This is a genomic window from Mesorhizobium sp. P3_A2 (genome assembly GCF_056403115.1).
In genome coordinates, this window is sequence record NZ_JBFUGC010000013.1 from 1 (window position 1) to 21,855 (window position 21,855).

General features: G+C 63.6%; 17 protein-coding genes. 6 read left to right on the plus strand and 11 right to left on the minus strand.

Annotated features, from left to right (window positions below; genetic code table 11):
• On the minus strand, positions 1-677 hold a 677-nt coding region (hemA, locus tag AC1DXM_RS25525; RefSeq protein ID WP_477237379.1), incomplete at its 3' end, for a 5-aminolevulinate synthase.
• Positions 678-954: 277 nt separating this feature from the next.
• On the opposite strand from hemA, the gene galE reads away from it, so the two are divergent.
• The 3 genes from galE (at position 955) to AC1DXM_RS25540 (ending at position 5,146) form a co-directional block, all read left to right on the plus strand.
• Positions 955-1,950, plus strand: a complete 996-nt coding sequence (gene galE, locus AC1DXM_RS25530; RefSeq protein WP_477237381.1) for a UDP-glucose 4-epimerase GalE — start codon at positions 955-957, stop codon at positions 1,948-1,950.
• A gap of 116 nt (positions 1,951-2,066) precedes the next feature.
• A complete protein-coding gene (locus AC1DXM_RS25535; protein WP_477237383.1) occupies positions 2,067-3,317 on the plus strand; it encodes a D-amino acid dehydrogenase in 1,251 nt (416 codons plus the stop codon).
• Positions 3,318-3,319: 2 nt separating this feature from the next.
• Complete coding sequence (locus AC1DXM_RS25540) at positions 3,320-5,146, plus strand: alanine racemase (protein ID WP_477237385.1); 1,827 nt, start codon at positions 3,320-3,322, stop codon at positions 5,144-5,146.
• Here AC1DXM_RS25540 and AC1DXM_RS25545 read toward each other — a convergent pair whose 3' ends face one another.
• The 7 genes from AC1DXM_RS25545 to AC1DXM_RS25575 all read right to left on the minus strand — a co-directional run bounded on the left by AC1DXM_RS25545 (position 5,147) and on the right by AC1DXM_RS25575 (position 12,317).
• Positions 5,147-6,523, minus strand: a complete 1,377-nt coding sequence (locus AC1DXM_RS25545; protein ID WP_477237387.1) for an FGGY-family carbohydrate kinase — start codon at positions 6,521-6,523, stop codon at positions 5,147-5,149.
• Positions 6,520-6,837, minus strand: coding sequence for an L-rhamnose mutarotase (gene rhaM, locus AC1DXM_RS25550; protein WP_477237389.1), 318 nt, complete (start codon positions 6,835-6,837; stop codon positions 6,520-6,522). Before rhaM ends, AC1DXM_RS25545 begins: the two co-directional genes overlap by 4 nt.
• Positions 6,837-7,832 (minus strand): ABC transporter permease, encoded by a 996-nt coding sequence (locus AC1DXM_RS25555; protein ID WP_477237391.1) that lies wholly within the window; start codon positions 7,830-7,832, stop codon positions 6,837-6,839. The genes rhaM and AC1DXM_RS25555 overlap by 1 nt, the downstream gene beginning before the upstream one ends.
• Positions 7,829-8,806 (minus strand): ABC transporter permease, encoded by a 978-nt coding sequence (locus AC1DXM_RS25560; RefSeq protein WP_477237393.1) that lies wholly within the window; start codon positions 8,804-8,806, stop codon positions 7,829-7,831. Before AC1DXM_RS25560 ends, AC1DXM_RS25555 begins: the two co-directional genes overlap by 4 nt.
• Complete coding sequence (locus AC1DXM_RS25565) at positions 8,803-10,353, minus strand: sugar ABC transporter ATP-binding protein (protein ID WP_477237395.1); 1,551 nt, start codon at positions 10,351-10,353, stop codon at positions 8,803-8,805. The genes AC1DXM_RS25560 and AC1DXM_RS25565 overlap by 4 nt, the downstream gene beginning before the upstream one ends.
• A gap of 114 nt (positions 10,354-10,467) precedes the next feature.
• Positions 10,468-11,463 (minus strand): rhamnose ABC transporter substrate-binding protein, encoded by a 996-nt coding sequence (gene rhaS, locus AC1DXM_RS25570; RefSeq protein ID WP_477237397.1) that lies wholly within the window; start codon positions 11,461-11,463, stop codon positions 10,468-10,470.
• Positions 11,464-11,513: 50 nt separating this feature from the next.
• On the minus strand, positions 11,514-12,317 hold the full coding sequence (locus AC1DXM_RS25575) for a DeoR/GlpR family DNA-binding transcription regulator (protein WP_192258893.1): 804 nt from the start codon (positions 12,315-12,317) through the stop codon (positions 11,514-11,516).
• Between the two features lie 184 nt (positions 12,318-12,501).
• Between AC1DXM_RS25575 and AC1DXM_RS25580 the strand changes: the two genes are divergently transcribed.
• The 3 genes from AC1DXM_RS25580 (at position 12,502) to ggt (ending at position 17,887) form a co-directional block, all read left to right on the plus strand.
• Positions 12,502-14,604, plus strand: a complete 2,103-nt coding sequence (locus AC1DXM_RS25580) for a bifunctional rhamnulose-1-phosphate aldolase/short-chain dehydrogenase (protein ID WP_477237399.1) — start codon at positions 12,502-12,504, stop codon at positions 14,602-14,604.
• Positions 14,605-14,712: 108 nt separating this feature from the next.
• Positions 14,713-16,005: an L-rhamnose catabolism isomerase gene (rhaI, locus tag AC1DXM_RS25585; RefSeq protein ID WP_477237401.1), complete on the plus strand. Its 1,293-nt coding sequence runs from the start codon at positions 14,713-14,715 to the stop codon at positions 16,003-16,005.
• A 142-nt stretch (positions 16,006-16,147) separates the two neighbouring features.
• On the plus strand, positions 16,148-17,887 hold the full coding sequence (gene ggt / locus AC1DXM_RS25590; RefSeq protein WP_477237403.1) for a gamma-glutamyltransferase: 1,740 nt from the start codon (positions 16,148-16,150) through the stop codon (positions 17,885-17,887).
• A 22-nt stretch (positions 17,888-17,909) separates the two neighbouring features.
• Here ggt and AC1DXM_RS25595 read toward each other — a convergent pair whose 3' ends face one another.
• The 3 genes from AC1DXM_RS25595 to AC1DXM_RS25605 form a co-directional block, all read right to left on the minus strand.
• Positions 17,910-18,254, minus strand: coding sequence for a hypothetical protein (locus AC1DXM_RS25595; protein WP_477237405.1), 345 nt, complete (start codon positions 18,252-18,254; stop codon positions 17,910-17,912).
• 272 nt (positions 18,255-18,526) lie between these two features.
• Positions 18,527-19,882, minus strand: coding sequence for a sigma-54-dependent transcriptional regulator (locus tag AC1DXM_RS25600; RefSeq protein WP_477237407.1), 1,356 nt, complete (start codon positions 19,880-19,882; stop codon positions 18,527-18,529).
• A complete protein-coding gene (locus AC1DXM_RS25605) occupies positions 19,879-21,738 on the minus strand; it encodes a sensor histidine kinase (protein ID WP_477237409.1) in 1,860 nt (619 codons plus the stop codon). The genes AC1DXM_RS25600 and AC1DXM_RS25605 overlap by 4 nt, the downstream gene beginning before the upstream one ends.
• Positions 21,739-21,855 lie beyond the last annotated feature (117 nt).

Sequence of the window (21,855 nt, forward strand, 5' to 3'; positions counted from 1 at the left end):
CCGCCGCGCGGTCCGTACATGCCGACGGCATGGACCTCGTCGACATAGGTCATGGCGTTGTAGCGTTCGGCCAGTTCGACGATCTGCTTGATCGGCGCAATGTCGCCATCCATCGAATAGACGCTCTCGAAGACGATCAGCTTGGCGCGTTCGCGACCCGCCGCCTGCAAAAGGCTTTCGAGATGCGCGACGTCATTGTGGCGGAAAATCTTCTTTTCGGCGCCCGAGCGCCGCACGCCCTCGATCATCGAGGCGTGGTTCAACTCGTCCGAGATGATCAGGCAGTTGGGCAACAGACGCGCAATGGTCGAGATCGAGGCTTCGTTGGAGACGAAGCCGGAGGTGAAGACCAGGGCCGCTTCCTTGTCGTGCAGGTCGGCAAGTTCCACTTCGAGCTCGACCAGCGGGTTGCTGGTGCCGGAAATGTTGCGGGTGCCGCCGGCGCCCGAGCCCATCTTGCCGGCCGCGTTCTGGAACGCGGCGATGACATCGGGGTTCTGGCCCATGCCGAGATAGTCGTTGGAACACCAGACGGTGATTTCCTCGGCGCGGCCATTGGAACGCCAGATGGCGCGCGGAAACTTGCCGACGATACGCTCGAGATCGGCGAAGACACGGTAGCGCCGCTCGGCATGGAGCTGGTCGATCGCTTCCTCGAAGAACCGTTGATAGTTCATGTCGCCTTCCCAGTTTTGCGCGGGATCATAATCATTGGCCCATTCGCCGTCCACCGGGCCTGTTTGGTCAAAATGCCACGCCCCGCCACTGTTCCTAACGACCCGGGATCGTGCCTTATTCCCTTGATGTGCATCAACTTTGTTTCACTACGATGCCTTGGGCCGCTGAGACTGTTACGGACTTAACACACCGGTCTTGTATAGCCCTGCGGCGGTCTTTCCAGTAAGGCGGCATTTGGGACAGTTTCCGATAAATCTTGAATAGCGAGGATACGGAATGACGGTTTTGGTGACAGGCGGCGCCGGCTACATCGGCAGCCACATGGTCTGGGAACTGCTGGATGCCGGCGAGAGCGTCGTCGTTCTCGACCGGCTTTCCACCGGCTTCGAATGGGCGGTGGCGCCGGAAGCCAAGCTGGTTGTCGGCGATGTTGCCGATAAGGAACTGGTCGGCCAGATCATCCGGGAGAACAAGGTCGACGCGATCATCCATTTCGCCGGTTCGATCGTGGTGCCGGAATCGGTTGCCGATCCGCTCGCCTATTACGAGAACAACACCTCGAAGACCCGCACGCTGATCGAAACCGCGGTGCGCGAGGGGGTGCCGCATTTCATCTTCTCCTCGACCGCCGCCGTCTATGGCGGCGCAGGCCTCGAGCCGGTGCGCGAGGATGCCCGCCTGGCGCCGGAATCGCCCTACGGCCTGTCCAAGCTGATGAGCGAATGGATGCTGCGCGATGCGGCGCTTGCCCATCCTTTGCGCTACACGGCGTTGCGCTATTTCAACGTCGCCGGCGCCGATCCCAGAGGCCGCACCGGCCAGTCGACCCCGGGCGCCACCCATCTGATCAAGGTCGCCTGCGAGACCGCGCTCGGCAAGCGCCCCTTCATGCAGGTGTTCGGCACCGACTATCCGACCCCGGACGGCACCTGCATGCGTGACTACATCCATGTCAGTGACCTGGCCGCGGCGCATCGCCTGGCGCTGGAGCGGCTGCGCGCAGGCGGCGACAGCCTCGTCGCCAATTGCGGCTACAGCCATGGCTATTCGGTGCTTGAGGTCATCGACAGCGTGCGCCGCGCCTTCGGCCGCGATTTCGAGGTCAAGATGGGCGACCGCCGCCCGGGCGACGCCGCTGCGGTGGTCGCCAATTCCGATCTCGCCCGCGCCGAACTCGGCTGGACCCCACAACGCGACGATCTCGACCAGATCGTTGCCGACGCGCTCGCCTGGGAGCGTATCCTGACCGGCAAGAACTCAGCCCGGGGCTGAGCCGAGAGGCTCCCAACGCCCCCAAAGGGCTCGCAAGGCGCGCGGCGAAGCGCTATTGAAGGCATTCGCAAGCAAAGCGTGGAGGCGCTGCGCCGCGAAGAGCTTGGGGGAACGGCATGAGGATAACGGTGCTCGGGGCCGGCGTTGTCGGTACGGCGGCCGCCTATTATCTGGCCGCCGACGGCCACGAGGTCACCGTGATCGAGCGGCATCCGGCGCCGGCGCGCGGCACCAGCCAGTCCAATGCCGGCCTGGTATCGCCCGGCGACGCCACCGCCTGGGCCTCGCCGGCGGCGCTGAAGACTTTTCTGCGCGCGCTGTGGAATCATGATCTCGGCATCAAGGTCAGGCTGCGCTTCGATCCCTATTTCCTCGCTTGGAGCCTGCGCTTCCTGCGCCAGTGCACGGTGGCGCGCCTGCGCGCCAACAGCCGGGTCAAATTGCGCCTCGCGCTCTATTCGCGAGATTGCATCAACGCCATCTCTGCCGACACCGGCATCCACTATGACGAGCGCAAGAAGGGCATCCTCTATTTCTTCCGCTCGCAGCACAGCCTCGACACCGGCACCGACAATTATCGCTATCTCGCCGAACACGGCCTGCCGATCGAGATCGTCGGCCGCGACCGGCTGATCGAGCTGGAGCCGGGCCTCGCCGGCGTGAAGGAAAAGATCGCCGGCGGTGTCTATTCGCCAATCGACCAGACCGGCGATTCCCGGCAGTTCGTGGAAAAGCTCGCCGCCTATGCCAGCGAAAAGCTCGGCGTCAAATTCCTGTTCGACACCACGGTTGAAGGCCTCGACATCGAAGGCGACCGGGTGCGCGCGGTGATGACCTCGGCCGGTCCGGTCGCAGGCGACGCCGTGGTGATCTCGATGGGGCCGGAAAGCGGCCTGCTCGGCCGCCGCTACGGCATCGACCTGCCGGTCTATCCGGTGAAGGGCTACACGGCGACCATACCGCTCGAGGACGAGAGCAAAGGTCCGACCATGGGCGGGGCCGACGAGGACCAGCTGATCGCCTATTCCAGGCTGGGCAACCGCTTGCGGCTGGCTTCGACCGCCGAATTCACCGGCTTCGACCGCACCCATCGTCCAAGTGACTTCGCCGCCATGTTCCGAACCGGCAAGGACCTGTTCCCCGGCGCCTTCGACGAGAAAAAGGCGGTGCTCTGGGCGGGTCTGCGGCCAATGATGCCAAACTCGGTGCCGGTCATCGGCCAGGCGCGCTACAAAAACCTCTATCTCGACACCGGCCACGGCCATGTCGGCTGGACCATGGCTTGCGGCTCCGGCAAATTCCTGGCCGACCTCGTCGCCGGCCGCAAGCCGGAGATCGACCCGCAAGGTCTGGTCTACGGAGGCTAGGTATGTCGGGACCGCAAGTCGCCATCGACCTTGGCCGCATCGAGCGCAATGCGCGCACCATCGTCGAACGCTGTGCGTTGTCGGGCATCAAGGTCTTCGGCGTCACCAAGGGCACCTGCGGCATGCCGCAAGTGGCGCGCGCCATGCTGCGCGGCGGTGTCGCCGGCATCGCCGAATCGCGTTTCGAAAACATCCGCCGGCTGCGCGACAGCGGCATCAGCGCGCCGATCATGCTGTTGCGCAGCCCGCCAATGGCGCGCGTCGAGGAAGTGGTGCGCACAGTGGACATCAGCCTGCAGTCGGAGCTGACCACGATCCGCGAGATATCGCGCATCGCCGAGCGCATGGGCCGCGTCCACGACATCATGCTGATGATCGATCTCGGCGATCTCCGCGAAGGCATCTGGCCGAGCGACCTGATCCCCACCGTCGAGCAGATCCTGGCGTTCAAGGGCGTGCGCATTGCCGGCATCGGCACCAATCTCGGCTGCTTCGGCGCCATCATGCCGACGCCGGAAAATCTCGGCCAGCTTGTCGCCCATGCCTACAAGACCGAGCGCCTGTCCGGCAAAAGCCTCGACTTCATTTCCGGTGGCGCCTCGTCATCGCTGACGCTGCTGCTCGAAGGCAAGCTGCCGGCCGGCATCAACAATCTCCGGGTGGGCGAGGCGATCCTGCAAGGCGGCATCGAAACCTTCCGCGATGTGCCATGGCCGGAACTCGAACCCGATGCCTGCCGGCTGACCAGCGACATCATCGAGGTCAAGCTCAAGCCGTCGCGGCCGATAGGCGAATCCGGTTACGACGCTTTCGGCAACCAGCCGGTCTTTCCCGACGAAGGCGACCGGCTGCGCGCCATCGCCAATATCGGCCGCGAGGACGTGCTGGTCGAAGGGCTGACGCCGATCGCCAAGGGGGTGAGGGTGCTCGGCGCTTCCAGCGACCATCTGCTGCTCGACGTGCAGGACGCCGATCCACGGCCTGCCGTCGGCGACCGTGTCGCCTTCCGCATGAACTATGGCGCCATGCTTTTGGCGATGACTTCGGAATATGTCGAGAAGGCGCCGATGCACGATGTGGCGGATTTCTCCGGCCGCAAGATGGTGTCGATCTCGGCCGAACAGGCAGCCGCCGGCATCCTGGCTCGCGAAGGCACCGGCGCGCGGCTGGAGGCGATGAATTTCGACGTGGTGGAACTGGCCGACATCGAACGGCCGCCCTCAGGCTTGATCCGGCTCGCCGCCGGCGCCGATCGCCGCATCGCCCACAAGGCGCTGACCGCAACGGCGCGCGCGACGCATTCCTTCGGCCTGATCTGGATCGATTCCATCGCCGCGCTGATGCCCGAGGACGGGGAGGGCACCGATCTGCCCGAAGCCTCGGTGCTGGCGCGCATATTGGGGCTCGACCACAAGGCCGGCGCGCTGCAACCGCAGCTGTCGCCGGAAAATGTCGTCATCATCGGCCTGCGCCATGCCGATCCGGCGGAAGCGCGGGTGCTGAAGGATTCGCGCGTTTCCGCCTTCACCATGACCGACATCGACGCCATGGGCATGCGCGACCTCATGCATGAGGCGATCCGCATCGCGACGTCAGGCACGCAAGGCTTTCACGTCAGCTATTCGCCAACGGCCACCGAATTCGCCGGCTGGGCTGCCGGTTCCGGCGGGCTGACCGTGCGCGAGACACACCAGGCAATGGAGGCGATCGCGCTGTCCGGCGGCTTGCTGTCGATGGATGTCTCGGGCCTGACGGCCGACCTCGAACCCAGGATCGCCACCGACGCCGTCAGCTTCGTCATGTCGGCCTTCGGCAAGCGAATCCTGTGATCAGCCCTGCGCTCTTACGGCCTTGCGCCACGCGCTGACATAGGCCGCCCAGATCGGGTCGGTCTGCGGGTCTATTCGCTCGCCCTTGCCGTGCGCTGTTACCTGATCCGTTGCCAGCAGTGCCGCGCCGATGCTGGTGCCGGTGGCCGCCTCGGAGGCGATGACGGTGCGCGCGGTCGCCGCGGCGAGCATGTCGACGAAAAGCCGGTTGCGGGCAAACGGTCCTTCCACGGTGGTCGAACCGTCGGCGCCGATCAGGTCGAGGCAGGTCGCCGTCATCAGCGCCAGATAGAACGAGATGGCGGCGAAGCGCTCTCCCTTGCTGATGCCGTCGGCACTGAGCCATGCCGCGGCGTGGCGCGGGAACGGTCCCGATCCCCATTGCGTCGACGGCAACAGCAGCATCTTTTTGGTCAGAACCGCGAGCACGTCACTGCCGCCGCAATCCTGCGGCTTGTCTTTGGTCAGCAGGGAAAATTCACGCCCGCCCATGAAGCGCGCCGAGGGCACGGGAGCACCAAGTGCACTGACATTGACCAGCGTATCCCGCGCCGCATCGAGCGCAATCGCTTTGCCGCCGACCGCCATCGACACCACCCAGGTGCCGGTCGAGACGACGGAGAAGGGCGGCGCGTCGGACAGGAGGTGCGGCAGCAGCGAGGCGTTGGAATCGTGCAGGCCGCAGAAGACTGGTGTCTGCGGACCAAGCCCGGTTCGTGCGGCAAGCGAAGGCAGGATCGGGCCGAGCCGATCCCTGGCCGGCCGCACCGGGGCCATCAGGCTGCGCCATTTCAGGCTGTCGACCATCGACGAAAAATCGGCTGTCCACGGGTCCCACAGATCGGTGTGGCAGCCGAGCGAGGTCACCTCGTTGGCGGCGACGCCGGTCAAGCGCAGCGCCCAATATTGTGGATACATCAGCATCGCGGCGGCCTTGGCGAATTCGGCGGGAAAACGCTTCTGCTGCCAGAAGAATTGCGCGCCGAGATTGAGGCCGAGCGGCAGGCGCGGCGTGCCGGTTTCAGTGAACGGCGGACGGATAGCGTCATACTCCGCCGCCAGCCTGTCGGGGCCATCGAATTCATAGTCGAGCACCGGCAGCACCAGTTCACCAGGAGCGTCGACCAGCACGCCTGTTGCGCCATGGGTGGTGATCGAAATGGCGTCGATGCGCTGCTCGCGGTTGAGGCTGGCGAGGCTGTTGAGGATGAACGTCCACAGCCCTTCGACGTCGTGATGCGGGTAGGGCGACTGCCGCAGCGGCGCATTGGCCATCCGGCCCAAAGCCACCTCGCTCAGCGTGACGAGATCGACCAGCGCCACCTTGGCGTTGGTCTTGCCGATGTCGATGACGGCGATATGCCGAAGGGCGCTCATGCCATATGGAACATTGTTTCCAGCGGTATGGCCACCGGCTCGTTGTCGGGTCTGGTCTCCATGATGTCGGCCATATGCGCCCACCAGCGCTGCATCACTGGATGGCTCGGCAGGTCGGCCATGCCATGATCGTCGCGCCGCCACAGTACGCCGAACAGGATGTTGGTCTCATCGTCGAGATGGATCGAATAGTCGGAAACGCCGGCCTGTTGCAGCAGCGCCACCAGTGCCGGCCAGATCTCGTCGTGGCGCTTCTGGTACTCGGCCTTCATGCCGGGCTTGAGCTGCATCTTGAAGGCGTATTTCTCGGCCATCAGCTGACACCACGCAGCCGCCGCCAGACGATCGGCAGCGCGATGACGACAATCAGCAGCAGGCCGATGAAGATCGACATGACGATGCCGGGCACGTTGAGCAGGCCGAGGCCGAAGGTCACTAGGCCCATGATGAAGGCGGCGAGCACGACGCCTAAAATGCTGCCGGAGCCGCCCAGAATGCTGACGCCGCCCAGCACCACCATGGTGATGACTTCGAGCTCATACCCCTGCGCGATCGACGGCCGCGTCGAGCCGAGACGCGAGGTGATCAGCACCGAGGCGATGCCCGCCATCAGCCCGGTCAGGCAAAACAGGATGAATTTGATACGGCCGACGCGCACGCCGGAAAACTGTGCGGCGACCGGATTGTTGCCGATGGCAAAGACCCGACGGCCGAAACTCGTGCGATGCAGCAGGAACCAGTAGACGACGGCCGCTATGAGGAAGAGCACCAGCTCGAACGACACCACCCACCAGACATAGCCCTGGCCGAAGAAAGCAAAACTCCCGGGGTAACCCTTGTAGGCCTGGTCGCCGAGGATGATGAAGGCGATGCCGCGAAACAGGCTCATCGTGCCGATGGTGACGACGATGGAGGGTAGGCCGAGCCTTGTCACCAATAGGCCATTGAAGGCGCCGCAGCCCAACCCGACCACAATGCCGATCGCCACCAGCACGGGAGTATCCGCGCCGGCCTGCACCGCCATCCCCATCAGCGTCGAGGCGAGCGCGATAATGGCGGCCACCGAAAGGTCGATCTCGCCCGAAATAATCAGCAGCGCCATGGCGAAGGCGATCAGGCCTTTCTCGGTGAAATTGAAGGTCAGGTCCGACAGCGAATAGGCGTCGAGGAAATAGGGCGAAGCGAAACTGTTGACGGCGAAGATGGCGATGGCCACCGCGACCAGCAGCGTTTCCCAGGAAAAGATCGCCGAAGAGAGCGGCTTGTCGAGCCGGTCGGGAATGTGGCGCGGGGCAGGAACGTCGCTCATGCCGTCTCCGCTTTCCGCAGGATGATACGGCCCTGCCGGCGTTCGCCGCGCGCGTTGAGCACGACGGCCAGAATGATGGCGCTGCCCGAAATCGCCATCTGCCAGAAGGGCGAGATGTTGATGACCGGCAGCGCGTTGGAAATGATGCCGAGGAACAGCGCGCCCAGCACCGCGCCGCCGACCGAGCCGATGCCGCCGGCGATCGAGATGCCGCCGATGACACAGGCGGCGATGATGTTGAGCTCGTAGCCATTGGCGACCTCGACCGACGCGATGACATAGCGCGAGATCCAGAGATAGCCGGCGAGGCCACCGATCATGCCGGAGATGCAGAAGACGATGAATTTGGTGCGACCGACATCGATGCCGGCATAGACCGACGCCGTCGGGTTGACGCCGATGGCGTAGATCGAGCGGCCGAGCGCGGTTCGCGTCATCAGGATGAAGAACAGTGCGATGACCAGGATGGCGATCCACGACAGAACCGGAATGCCGAGGAAGGCCCCCCGTTGGAAGCCGATGAAGTCAGGGCTCATCTTGTCGGCATTGACCCAGGCGCCACCGGACAGGACGAAAGTGGCGCCGCGATAGATGGTGAGCGTGCCCAGCGTCACCACGATCGAGGGGATGTTCAGCCGCCACACCAGCAGACCGTTGATGGCGCCGAGCACCAGCCCGACGGCGAGCGCTGTCACGATCAGCAGCGGGATCGGGATCGCCGGATGCGCTGCGTTCAGCATCGCCACCACCATGCCGGTGAAGCAGAGATTGGAGGCCATCGACAGGTCTATCGACCGCGTCAGGATGACAACCATCTGTCCCAGCGCCAGGATCATCAGGATCGAGGTGTCGTTGAACACTTGGCCGAGATTGCCGGGGTCGGCAAAGGCAGGGAAGCGCGTCGAGATCAGGCCGATCAAAACGACGATGGCCGCCGCCAGCCAGATCTCGCGGTATTTCAGAAAAGCCTTCATGCCGCGATCCCCGCTGCCGTCCTGACCAGCGTTTCGGCGTCCAGCCCCTTATTGTCGTAGACCGCCGCAACCAGGCCTTCGCGCATGACGACGACGCGGTCGGACATGCCGAGGATTTCGGGCAGTTCCGACGACACCATGATCACCGACAGGCCTTGGGCAACGAGCTCGGCCATGAAACCGTGCACGGCGGCCTTGGAGCCGATATCGATGCCTTTGGTCGGCTCGTCCAGGATGATCACCTTGGGCGCTGTCGCCAGCCATTTGGCGATGACGATCTTCTGCTGGTTGCCGCCCGACAGGGTGCCGACATCCTGGCTGAGTGAGGAGGCGCGCAGGTCCAGCCGCTCGGTGTAGGAGCGGGCGAGCGAAAACTCCTCGGCCAGCCGCAGCAGGCCGGATTTGGAAGTGCGCTTGAGCGAAGGCAGTGAGACATTCTGGAAGATCGGCAGGCCGATCACCACGCCTTGCTTGCCGCGTTCCTCCGGCACGTAGACGATGCCGGCCTCGATCGAATCCGCCGCCGATCTTGGCGCGATCGCCTTGCCTTCGAGTGTGATCGTCCCGCCCGATACGCGGGTGATGCCTGAAATCGCCTGCATCACCTCGCTGCGCCCGGCGCCGACAAGGCCATAGAAGCCGAGGATCTCGCCCTTGTGCAGCTCGAAGCCGATATCGTTGAATTCGGTCGGGTGCGACAGGCCGGAGACCGACAGCACCGGCGCGCCGATCTCGGCCTTGCGCTGCGGAAAGATGTGATCGACGGAGCGGCCGACCATCATGCGCACGATCTGGCTCTGGCCGGCATCCTTGATCAGCCCTTCGCCGACCATCTCGCCATCGCGGAACACCGTGTAGCGGTCGGCGATGCGATAGATCTCGTCGAACTTGTGGCTGATGAACAGGATCGCCTTGCCTTCCTCCTTGAGGAATTCGATGAGAAGGAAAAGCTCCTCGATCTCCTTCATCGAAAGGGCCGCGGTCGGCTCGTCCATGATGACGATCTGCGCGTCGATCGACATGGCGCGCGCCACGGCGACGAGATGCTTGTTGGCGATGCCGAGGTCCTTCAGCCGCGCATCGGCGTCGATATGGCCGGCATGCATGGTGTCGAGCACTTCGCGCGCATTCTTGCGCATCGTGCGCCAGTCGATGGTGCCAAAGCGTGTGCGCGGCGCATGGCCGAGGAAGATGTTTTCGGCGACGCTCAGATCGTCGAACAGCACGGTTTCCTGATGAATGGCGGTGACGCCATGGCCGAAGGCGGCATGTGCGCTGGGCAAGGTCACCCGCTGGCCGTCAATGCTGATCGTGCCGGTGTCGGGCTGGTAGATGCCGGTCATGATCTTGACCAGCGTCGACTTGCCGGCGCCGTTCTCGCCGATCAGCGCGGTCACTTGGCCGGGGTAAAGCGACAGGCTGACATTGTGCAGCGCGCGCACACCGGGAAAGCTTTTGGAGACGCCGGACAGCGTCAGGCGCGGGGTGATCTTACCCTCCCCCTTGTGGGGAGGGTCGCGAACGATGTGAGCGGGGTCTACTAGCATATCAAGGTCCTGGCATATGGAGATGTCGCCACCCCCACCCCGTCTCGCCGGTTTTGCTTCGCAAGACCGCCTCGCCGACCCTCCCCACAAGGGGGAGGGTACTGGCGCTCCGGATCAATAGATCTTGGAGAACTTCTCGATGTTGGTCTTGTCGAACTGGAAGGGCGGAGCCATCGCAGCCGAGTTCGTATCGTCGAGCGTAACCTTGCCGACGCGGCCGATCGACAGTGTCGCGCCGGGCTTGGCCTCTTCCTTCTTCACCGCCAGGTCATGGGCGAGGTAGACGGCGGAGTAGCCGAGGTCGATCGGGTTCCACAGCGCAACTGCCTGGCTGGAGCCGTTATCGATGAACTTCTTGAACTCGGACGGCAGCGCGAGACCCGTGACGTTAACCTTGCCGATCAGGTTTGCGTCGGTGACGACCTGGGCGGCGGCGACGACGCCGACTGTGGTCGGCGCGATGATCGCCTTCAGGTTCGGATAGGACTTCAACAGACCCTTGGCTTCGTCGGTGCTCTTGGCCGAATCGTCATCGCCATAGACGGTGGCGACGAGTTTGATCTTGGGGAATTTCTCCGGCAGCACCTTCTTGGCCGCTTCGATCCAGGCGTTCTGGTTGGTCGCAGTCGACGAAGCCGACAGGATGGCGACTTCGCCGCCTTCCGGCAGATAGTCGGCGGCAAGCTTGATGATGGTCTCGCCGATCAGGCCGGTGTCGGACGGGTTGAGGTGCAGCTGGCGGCCTTCCTTGGCGACGCCCGAATCCCATGAGATGACGGTGATGCCGCGCTCCATGGCCTTCTTCAGCACCGGCACCAGCGCGTCGGCATCATTGGCCGAAATGGCGATGGCGTTGACCTTCTGCGCGATCAGCGAATTGACCACTTCGATCTGCGCTTCGGCGGTCGCCTTGGTCGGGCCAGTGTAGATGATGTCGACATCGCCGAGTTCCTTGGCCGCCTCTTCGGCGCCCTTGTTGGCGGCATCGAAGAAGCCGTTGCCCAGCGACTTCACCACCAGCGCGATCTTGACGTTTTCGGCATAGGCGGCATTCACGAACATGGCGGCCGAGAATGCCGCTGTGACCATCAATTTCTTCAAAAAGCTCATCTGACGTTCCTCCCTAGAGTTGTTGCATTCCATCATCGCTGCGGTTGGCCTCAGGCCTGCAGCGAAGATTCTTCCTTTGCCGACTTGCGGGCGACGATCAGCGTCACACCTGCGGTTTCCAGCATGTTGGCTTCGCGATCCTCGATGCCGTCATCGGTGATGACCGTGGCGATGCGCTTCAGCCCGCACAGGATCAGGCTGGAGCGCTGGCGGAATTTCGAGGAGTCGACCAGCACCACCAGCTCGTCGGCCTGGTCGATCAGCTTCTGCTCCGCCTGGATCAAAAGTGGATCGCCTTCCATCAGGCCGAGCGGCCCGAGCCCTTGAGCGCCCATGAACATGCGGCGCGCATAGAAATTGCGCGTCACGTCATTGTCGAAGGGCGACAGGATGATGTTCTGTTCGCGGTAGATCGTGCCGCCCGACAGCATCACCGTGTTCTTCGAATGCTTGAGCAGATGCTCGGCGATCGGGAACGAATTGGTGAAGATCGGCATGCGGCGTCCGGTCAGGAAATGCACCATCTGGAACGTGGTGGTGCCACCATTGATGATGATCGGCTCGCCGTCTGTGCACAGCTCCACCGCTTCGCGCGCAATCGCCCGCTTCTGCGACGCATTGAGCGTTTCGTTGACGGAAAAGGGCCGGCCGGCGAGGCCGATGAACTGTGGCGGCGAGATCGCCTCGGCGCCGCCGCGCACCCGGCGCAGGCGCTTTTGCACATGGAGCGCCGCGATATCGCGCCGGATCGTCGCCTCGGAGGAGTCCGTCAGGTCGACCATCTCCTGCACCGTCACCACAGGCTTTTCCTGGACGGCGGACAGAATGATCCTGTGGCGCTCTTTCTCGTGCATGGTTCCTCCCTGCACGGTCATGAGGCACTAGAAAACAACCAGTGTCAATCATTTCCGATCATATAATTTCATTGTGCAGTGCAATATGATCGATATTGATCGTTTGTGATTGACAAGCAGCGTGCTTGCGTAGACATTTCCGGCAAAATGGACCGCGCCTTTTTGCGTCCCAGGGAGGATAATTATGCTCGACAAGCGCTCCGGCTCGCGCCTTGCCAATCTGTGGGACGATGCGAAAGCCGAAGGGATGAGCGGGCCTGAGCTTCTGGTCTATCGCTCGAACACGCTCGGCTCCGACAAGCGCGTCACCAACTATGGCGGCGGCAACACCTCCTCGAAAATCTGGCAGAAGGACCCGCTCACCGGCGATGATGTCGAAGTGCTCTGGGTCAAGGGCTCGGGCGGCGATAGCGCCTCGATCAAGCTTGACGGCTTCGCCACCCTCTACATGGACAAGCTCCGCGCGCTTAAAAGCCTCTATCGTGGTGTCGCGCATGAGGACGAGATGGTGGGCTACCTCCCCCACTGCACCTTCAACCTCAACCCGCGCGCGGCCTCGATCGACACGCCGCTGCATGCCTATGTGCCGAAGCCTTATGTCGACCACATGCATCCCGACGCCATCATCGCCGTCGCTGCCGCCAAGGACTCCAAGGCGCTGACCAAGGAGATCTTCGGCGACGCCATCGGCTGGCTGCCGTGGAAGCGGCCGGGCTTCGAACTCGGCCTGTGGCTGGAAAAATTCTGCGTCGAACATCCCGAGGCCAAAGGCGTCATTCTCGAAAGCCACGGCCTGTTCACCTGGGGCGACACGCCCAAGGAATGCTACGAGACGACGATCTCGGTCATCAACCAGGCAATCGAGTGGTTCGAGCGCCGTTCTGAGGGCCTGGCCATCTTCGGCGGCGAAGTCGTCAAATCGCTCGACGGCGCCGAGCGCCGCGCCATCGCGGCAAAGCTGATGCCGAGGATCCGCGGCTTGATCTCGGAAAAGAGCCACAAGCTCGGCCATTTCGACGACCAGCCGGCCGTGCTCGAATTCGTCAACTCGAGGGATTTGCGTCCGCTGGCCGCGCTCGGCACCTCATGCCCAGATCACTTCCTGCGAACAAAAATCCGGCCGCTGGTGATCGAGTTCGATCCGGCCAAGCCTGATGTCGATGCGGTCATCGCGCGCCTTGCCGATGACATTGCCGCTTATCGTGTCGGCTACCAGGCCTATTACGACAGCTGCAAGCACCCGGACTCGCCCGCCATCCGCGATCCCAATGCCGTGGTCTACCTGATGCCCGGCGTCGGCATGTTCACCTTCGCTGGCGACAAGGCGACGGCCCGCATCTCGGGTGAATTCTACGTCAACGCCATCAATGTCATGCGCGGCGCTTCGACCGTCTCGTCCTATGTTGGCCTCCCTGCACAGGAAGCCTTCGACATCGAATACTGGCTGCTCGAGGATCTGAAGCTACAGCGCATGCCGAAGCCGAAGTCGTTAGCCGGCCAGATCGCTTTGGTCACCGGCGGCGCCGGCGGCATCGGTCGCGCCACCGCCAACCGGCTGCTGCGCGAGGGTGCCTGCGTCGTGCTGGCCGACATCGATGAAGCCGCTCTCGCCAGCGCCAACGACGAGCTGGCCAAGGCCTACGGCAAGGATTTCGTCCGCCCGGTGCTGATCAACGTTACTGCCGAAGAGCAGGTCATCTCAGGTTTTGCCGAGACGGCGGTCGAGTTCGGCGGCATCGACATCCTGGTCTCCAACGCCGGCCTGGCGTCCTCGGCACCGATCGAGGAAACCACGCTGGCGCTGTGGAACAAGAACATGGACATCCTGTCGACAGGCTATTTCCTGGTTTCCAGAGAAGCCTTCCGGCTGTTCCGCGCCCAGAAGATCGGCGGCAATGTCGTCTTCGTCGCCTCCAAGAACGGCCTGGCCGCCTCGCCCAACGCCGCCGCCTATTGCACCGCCAAGGCCGCCGAGATCCATCTCGCCCGCTGCCTGGCGCTGGAGGGCGCGGAAGCGCAGATCCGGGTCAATGTCGTCAATCCGGATGCCGTGCTGCGTGGCTCGAAAATCTGGACCGGCGAGTGGAAGGAACAGCGCGCCGCCGCCTACAAGATGTCGACCGACGATCTGGAGGAGCACTACCGCTCGCGCTCGATGCTGAAGCGGTCCGTGTTTCCGGAAGACATCGCTGAAGCGATCTATTTCTTCGCCTCCGACATGTCGGCCAAATCCACCGGCAACATCGTCAATGTCGACGCCGGCAACGCGCAGAGCTTTACGCGCTGAGCTAACGTCGAAGCGCTTCCCTTCTCCCCGTCACTATACGGGGAGAAGGTGGCCCGAAGGGCCGGATGAGGGGCAGCGCTGACCGAACGCATTTGGGAGGAATAGCACTTGTCCGAAACCATCATCTCCGCCGACCTCGTCGCCAGCCACAACGCCGCCCGCAAATCCGACCTCGAACGCGACTACGCCTCGCTCGGCGAACGCCTCGACCGTCGCGGCATCGCCATCGATGCCATCCGCGACAAGGTCGAGAAATTCGCCGTCGCCATTCCGTCCTGGGGCGTCGGCACCGGCGGCACCCGCTTTGCCCGTTTTCCCGGCGCCGGCGAGCCGCGCGACATCTTCGACAAGATTGAGGACTGCGCCGTCATCAGCCAGTTGACGCAGGCGACGCCGACCGTCTCGCTGCACATCCCCTGGGACAAGGCCGACCCGAACCGGCTGAAGCAGGCGGCCTCGCGCTTCGGCCTCGGCTTCGACGCCATGAACTCCAACACCTTCTCCGACGCCAGGGATCAGAAGCTCTCCTACAAATTCGGCTCGCTGTCGCATGCCGATGCCGGCACGCGCCGTCAGGCCGTCGAGCACAATCTCGAATGCATCGACATCGGCAAGACGCTCGGCTCCAGGGCGCTGACGGTATGGATCGGCGACGGTTCGAATTTCCCGGGCCAGGTGAATTTCGCCAAAGCCTTCGAGCGCTATCTCGACGCCATGAAGGAGATCTACGCCGGCCTGCCGGCCGACTGGAAACTGTTCACCGAGCACAAGATGTACGAGCCGGCCTTCTATTCCACCGTCGTGCAGGATTGGGGCACCAACTACCTCATCGCCAGGGAGCTCGGCGACAAGGCCTTCTGCCTGGTCGACCTCGGCCACCATGCACCCAACGTCAACATCGAGATGATCGTGTCGCGGCTGATCCAGTTCAAGAAACTCGGCGGCTTCCACTTCAACGATTCCAAATATGGCGACGACGATCTCGATGCCGGTTCGATCGACCCCTACCGGCTGTTCCTCGTCTTCAACGAACTGGTCGATGCCGAGCTTTCCGGCGCCGAGGGTTTCGATCCCGCCCATATGCTCGACCAGAGCCACAACGTCACCGACCCCATCGAAAGTCTGATGCTGTCGGCGGTCGAGGTCCAGCGCGCCTATGCGCAGGCGCTGCTGGTCGACCGCAAGGCGCTGGAAGGTTTCCAGGACGGCAATGATGCGCTGATGGCGACACAGACGCTCAAAAGCGCCTACCGCACCGATGTCGAGCCGATCCTGGCCATGGCGCGGCTGAAGAGCGGCGGCGCCATTGATCCGGTCGCCGCGTATCGTGCGGCAGGATACAGGGCGAAGGTCGCAGCGGAACGGCCTGTGGTTGCGGGTGGCAGCGGCGGGATTGTTTGAGGTTGGCTGATCTCCCCCTTCGTGGGGGAGATTAGCAACTCCTCGGCGAGCGGGCGAACACCAATATGTGTTCGCTCATATTGATGATGGACTCGGCCGCTCCAAGTAGCTCTTCTAGGCACACTGAACTTGGAGCACCGCCATGCCCTTGACCCGCCGGACGCTGATTGGCGTCACCCTTTCGCTCGCAATAGCGCTGACGCCATCCGCAGCCGTCTTCGCTGCCTCGCCGCAGCCGGCGAAGGGCGGGCACGGCATGGTCGTGACCGCCCAGCATTTCGCGTCGGAAGCCGGCGTCGAGGTGCTGAAGAAGGGCGGCAACGCCGTCGATGCGGCGGTCGCCGTCGGCTATGCGCTCGCGGTCCTCTACCCTAATGCCGGCAATATCGGCGGCGGCGGATTCATGACCATACGCTTCAAGGACGGCAAATCGACGTTCCTCGATTTCCGCGAGCGCGCGCCGCTTGCGGCAACCAAGACCATGTATCTCGACAAGGACGGCAAACCGGTGAAGGGCGCCAGCCTTGATGGCTACCTCGCGGTCGGCGTGCCGGGTTCCGTGGCCGGTTTCGAGATGGCGCGCGAAAAATACGGCACGCTGCCACGCGAGGACTTGATGGCGCCGGCAATTGCCTATGCCAAGGATGGCTTCGTTCTCGACCAGGGTGACGCTGCCTCATTCGCAAGCAATGCCGCGCGGCTGGCGAAGGACCCTGCTGCAGCCGCCATCTTCCTGAAGCCGGACGGCAAGCCCTATGGCGCCGGCGAGCGTCTCCTCCAGCCCGACCTTGCCGCCTCGCTCGCCGCCATTTCCGAAAAAGGCGCCGATGCCTTCTACAAAGGCGCCATCGCCGATGCCATCGTCAAGGCGAGCGGCGCCAAGGGCGGCATTCTCGCAAAGGCCGATTTCGAGCAGTATGCGGTGCGCGAACTGAAGCCGGTGAGCTGCACCTATCGCGGCTACGAGATCATTTCGTCGCCGCCGCCGAGCTCCGGTGGCGTCATCATCTGCGAAATCCTCAACGTGTTGGAAGGTTACCCGCTATCCTATCTCGGCGCCGACTCGGCCGAGACTGTTCATGTCATGGTCGAGGCGATGCGCCACGCCTATGTTGATCGCAACTCGGCCCTTGGCGATCCCGATTTCGTCGACAACCCGGTCTCGAAGCTGCTCGACAAAGGTTACGCCAAGGACATCCGCGACAAGATCGACCCGTTCCGGGCTGGGGTCTCTCAGGACCTGATGCCGAAGGGTTTTGGCGAGTCGAAGGAGACGACGCATTATTCGATCATCGACAATGACGGCAATGCGGTCGCGGTCACCTACACGCTGAACGGCTCGTTCGGCGCCGGCGTTGTCGCCGATGGCACCGGCATCCTGCTCAACAATGAGATGGACGATTTCACCCAGAAGCCCGGCGTGCCCAATCTCTATGGTCTGGTCCAGGGCGAGGCGAATGCCATCCAGCCGAGAAAGACGCCGCTATCATCGATGAGCCCGACCGTCGTGGCCAAGGACGGCAAGCCGTTCATGGTCATCGGCAGCCCCGGCGGCTCGCGCATCATCACCATCACGCTGGAAGCCATCGTCAACGTCATCGACCACGGCATGAACATCCAGGAGGCGATCGACGCGCCGCGCTTCCATCATCAGTGGCTGCCCGATACGATCTACGTCGAACCGTTCGGCCTGTCGCCCGACACCGAAAAACTACTGGCCGGCATGGGCTACCACCTCGATCTCGTTGATTCGACCTGGGGTCAGGCGGCCGGCATTCTTGTCGGCGGCAAGAGCCTTGCGGAAATCGAGAAAGGCGGCGGCGCCCGCTACAACGGCGCCATCGACAGCCGCGCCGCATCCGGCGAGGCCCTGGGATACTAGATCACGATCAAACAAAGATCGATCAAAGGACGAGCGTGAGGGTCGATCCCACCAGCATCAGCGCCGCGATGCCAACAAACAGCGCGTAGATGCGCGGCCGGTCGAGCAGCAGCGCATTGCCCGATATCCAGGCGGCGGTCGCGCCGCCAAGCGCGAACAGGAAGCCGTTGCGATGGCCGAAGGCCATGGAAGCGGCCATCAACCCGCCAATGATCAGCGCGCCGAAGACGATGATCACGGCGACGGCGTATTTCTCGAAGTCGTTGCCGCCACCCATGGCCGGGCCGATCGCGTTCAAATTCGGCAGATCGTCCGGATCGAAGGGACTGGTCGACCCATATTCATCTTGACCGACAGGTTCTCGCATCACTCATTCTCCGCTGACCGGCAACAAATCATCAACATCTGCCGAGCGCAACCGGATCGCGCCTTGCCGAAGGCGGCCGATGCGGTCTTCAACACCTTCTGATGCCGACTTGCCACGGTTTTTTCGGACAGGGTCGCAAAATCCGCCACGCTTTAAAGCAATTCCAGGAAAAGTGTGATCGGTTTTCCGTCCGGAATTGCGCCGAAACAAAGAGATAGAGCGGTTCGCCGTTTCCGTGAAACGGCGAACCGCTCTAGGCTCACACCCCCGAATTATCTGGAAAAATCGCTGCGCACGATGCCGTGCCGCTGCAGCTTGTCGTAGAAGGTCTTGCGCGGGATGCCGAGCGCCTCGATCGTGCGCCGGACGTCGCCGTCATTACGGCCAAGTGTCTCGCGGATCACATCGGCCTCATAGCGCTCCAGCCGTTCCGGCAGCGATCTGGCGTCATCCGTTTCCGCCGAGGTGGAAGGCGGCGCATCACCCGCTTCTTCCAGCCCGAGCACGAAACGCTCGGCGAAATGCGCGAGTTCGCGGACATTGCCCGGCCAGTCATGCTGGCTGAGATAGCGGTGCACCGAAGCAGGCACGGCCGGCATTTGACGGCGAAAGCGGGCTGCCGCGCGTTCGGCGAAGTAGAAGAACAGCAACGCCACGTCGTCGCGGCGCTCGCGCAGCGGCGGGATCGAGATCGTCACCACGTTGAGCCGGTAATAGAGATCCTCGCGGAAGGCGCCGCGTTGGCCGGGATCGCCGAGATCGACCTTGGCAGCGGCGACGACACGCAGATCGACCGGCCGGATCTCATTGGTGCCGAGCGGCGTCACCTCACGCATTTCCAGCACCCTGAGCATCTGCACCTGGGTCGAGGCCGGCATGCTTTCGATCTCGTCGAGGAACAGCGTGCCGCCGCTAGAATGCTCGATGCGGCCGATCCGCTTCTTCTGTGCGCCGGTGAAGGCGCCGGCCTCATGGCCGAACAACTCGCTTTCGATAACCGTGTCCGGCAGCGTGCCGCAATTCAGCGCCACGAAATTTCCGTTGGCGCGCCGGCTCCAGCGATGCAGCAGGCTCGCCACCACCTCCTTGCCGGAGCCGGTCTCTCCGGTCACCAGCACGTCGACATCGGTGTCGGCGATTTGCCTGAGCGTCCGGCGCAGCCGTTCCATCGCCGGCGTCTGGCCGATCAGCGGCAGGCCGTCCTGCGCCTGTTCGGCGCTTTCGCGCAAGGCGCGGTTCTCCATCACCAGGCGGCGCTTTTCCGCTGCGCGCGCCACGCTTTGCGCCAGCCGGTCGGCGGCGAACGGCTTGGTGATGAAGTCGTAGGCGCCGTCCTTGATCGCCTTGACCGCAACCGCGATGTCGCCATGCCCGGTGACCAGGATCACCGGAATGTCAGGATCGAGCCGCAAGACGCGGTCGAAGAGTTGCAGGCCGTCAATGCCGGGCATTCTGATATCGGACACCACCACGCCGGAGAAGTTGGCGTCGAGCCCGGCCAGCGCCTCGGCCGCCACCGCAAAGGCCGACACTGAAAAGCCGGCCAGTTCCAGCGTCTGCCGCGTGGCTCTCAGCAGCTCGCTGTCGTCGTCGATCAGGATGACCGGTGCGGTGTGGTTATCCATCATTGCGCCTTGGCGAGGTGAACGGTGAAGCGCGTGCCGTCTCTGCCGCTCGCCACCTCGATGCGGCCGCCATAATCGGCGACGATGTCCTGCGAGATGACGAGCCCGAGGCCGAGGCCTTTCTCCTTGGAGGTGTTGAACGGCGTGAACAATGACTTGAGGATAGCTGGCGAAATGCCTGGTCCATTGTCGGCGACGCCGAGCGCCACGCCGTCGGCCGTCTCCTCCGCCGACACTTGCACCCTGGCGCCGTCACGGCCGTCCAGCGCCTCCAGCGCGTTCTGGAAAAGATTGATCAGCACCTGCTCCAGCCGCAGCCGGTTGCCCATCACCTTGAGTGTCTGCGGTGGCAGCGTGATGTCAAGCGCGTCCAGCCGGCCGGCAAAGCGGCTCCTGAGCAGCACCACGGCGCCTTCGATGACACCGCGCAACTCGACCGGTTCGGCTGCCGTGCGGCCCTTGCGGGCAAAGACCTTCAACTCTTCGGTGATGCCGCCGATGCGCTCCGTCAGCGCCGCAATCGCGCCAAGGTTCTCCTCGGCCGAGGCGGTCTGCTTGCGCTCCAGGAACACACGCGCATTGTCGGCATAGGCGCGGATCGTCGCCACCGGCTGGTTGATCTCATGCGCGACGCCGGCGGCAACCTGGCCGAGGGTCGCAAGACGGTTGGCCTGCACCAGTTCCTGCTGCATGACCTGCAGCTTGGCCTCCGTGCTGCGGTGATCGGTGATCTCGGCCTGCAGCCGGTCGCGCGCCAGGCTCAGATCATGCGTGCGCTCGACGACGCGACGTTCGAGTTCGATGCGCGCCGCCTGTTCGGCGGCAATGCGCATCTGCGCCGACTGCCGGCGCCACAAGAGATAGCCGGCCAGCGCCAACAGCGGCACCACGACGCCCAGCGCCAGCAGCCGCATTTCACGCACCGCAGCCGCGATCGGCGCTTCGGCCGGGACGAGATAGTCGAGCCGCCATGGCGTCGATTGGACCAGTGTCGAAAGTCTGAGATATTCGGCATCGCTGCCGCCGGGCGTCACCGCATGCACCATCGATACGTCAGGGCTCAATGCCTCAGGGCGGGTGATCGGCAGCGGGATCAGCGGCGCGTTGCCGAATTGCTGGCTGCTCCGGATGGTGGCAGCCAGCGGGCCGGCAAGCGGTGCCGTGGTCATGAAGCGCCAGGACGGCACGCTGGTGATCAGCACGACGCCATGGTCGTCGCTGACATAGGCGGGGCGGTTGGCCTCGTGCCAGTCGGCCTCGAGCTGATCGAACTCCATCTTGACGACGACGACGCCAAGCGGTGCGGCCGCATTGCCGACGCGCCGCGAAATGTAGAGGCCGGGGCGCTTGCTCGTATTGCCGAGGGCGAAATATTCGGCGGTTCCGGATTGCATGGCGCCGGAGAAATAGGCCCGGAAACCATAGTCGTTGCCGACGAAGCTGGTCGCCTCACGCCAGTTGCTGGAAGCGATCGCGAACCCGTCGACGCCGGTGACGTAAAGCACCGACGCCTTGGTGCCGGAGACCAGCCCTTCGAGTTTGCGGTTGAGCACGTCGATCGCGACTGCGCCCTTGTTTTGCAGGGCGTCATGCACCTGCTGGTCTTCCGACAAAAGCAGCGGCAGCGCCCGCGGGCTTTCCAGCACGGCGCGGAGCAGCGCAACCTTCAGGTTGGCATCGGTGCGGCCTTGCGCCGCCAGCGTTGCGACCTCGGCACGGCGCGCATAAAGGCTGGCGCCGGTGAGCGCCGTCGCCACGATCACGAGCGCTATTCCCGCAAACAGCAGCCAGGCACGGCGCGCGCGTTTGCCGAGTTGCTCGGGCGTCGGCGAGAGGACCGCGGCAGGGCGTTGCAGCATCGCCTATTTGTGCATGATTTCGCACAAAGCACAATTCGCTCATGCGGATGTCCGCACTTTCCCTCAGGCCAACACAGCGTTGGTTCTCTAAAATAGTCAATAAAATCAAGGCGTACG

Bases quoted from the DNA above. Each gene is read 5' to 3' on its own strand.
- AC1DXM_RS25560 (WP_477237393.1), bottom strand. From the start codon at position 8,806: ATGAAGGCTTTTCTGAAATACCGCGAGATCTGGCTGGCGGCGGCCATC.
- AC1DXM_RS25540 (WP_477237385.1), top strand. From the start codon at position 3,320: ATGTCGGGACCGCAAGTCGCCATCGACCTTGGCCGCATCGAGCGCAAT.
- rhaS (WP_477237397.1), bottom strand. From the start codon at position 11,463: ATGAGCTTTTTGAAGAAATTGATGGTCACAGCGGCATTCTCGGCCGCC.
- AC1DXM_RS25575 (WP_192258893.1), bottom strand. From the start codon at position 12,317: ATGCACGAGAAAGAGCGCCACAGGATCATTCTGTCCGCCGTCCAGGAA.
- AC1DXM_RS25545 (WP_477237387.1), bottom strand. From the start codon at position 6,523: ATGAGCGCCCTTCGGCATATCGCCGTCATCGACATCGGCAAGACCAAC.
- AC1DXM_RS25580 (WP_477237399.1), top strand. From the start codon at position 12,502: ATGCTCGACAAGCGCTCCGGCTCGCGCCTTGCCAATCTGTGGGACGAT.
- rhaM (WP_477237389.1), bottom strand. From the start codon at position 6,837: ATGGCCGAGAAATACGCCTTCAAGATGCAGCTCAAGCCCGGCATGAAG.
- ggt (WP_477237403.1), top strand. From the start codon at position 16,148: ATGCCCTTGACCCGCCGGACGCTGATTGGCGTCACCCTTTCGCTCGCA.
- galE (WP_477237381.1), top strand. From the start codon at position 955: ATGACGGTTTTGGTGACAGGCGGCGCCGGCTACATCGGCAGCCACATG.
- AC1DXM_RS25565 (WP_477237395.1), bottom strand. From the start codon at position 10,353: ATGCTAGTAGACCCCGCTCACATCGTTCGCGACCCTCCCCACAAGGGG.
- AC1DXM_RS25555 (WP_477237391.1), bottom strand. From the start codon at position 7,832: ATGAGCGACGTTCCTGCCCCGCGCCACATTCCCGACCGGCTCGACAAG.
- AC1DXM_RS25605 (WP_477237409.1), bottom strand. From the start codon at position 21,738: ATGCTGCAACGCCCTGCCGCGGTCCTCTCGCCGACGCCCGAGCAACTC.
- AC1DXM_RS25535 (WP_477237383.1), top strand. From the start codon at position 2,067: ATGAGGATAACGGTGCTCGGGGCCGGCGTTGTCGGTACGGCGGCCGCC.
- AC1DXM_RS25600 (WP_477237407.1), bottom strand. From the start codon at position 19,882: ATGATGGATAACCACACCGCACCGGTCATCCTGATCGACGACGACAGC.
- AC1DXM_RS25595 (WP_477237405.1), bottom strand. From the start codon at position 18,254: ATGCGAGAACCTGTCGGTCAAGATGAATATGGGTCGACCAGTCCCTTC.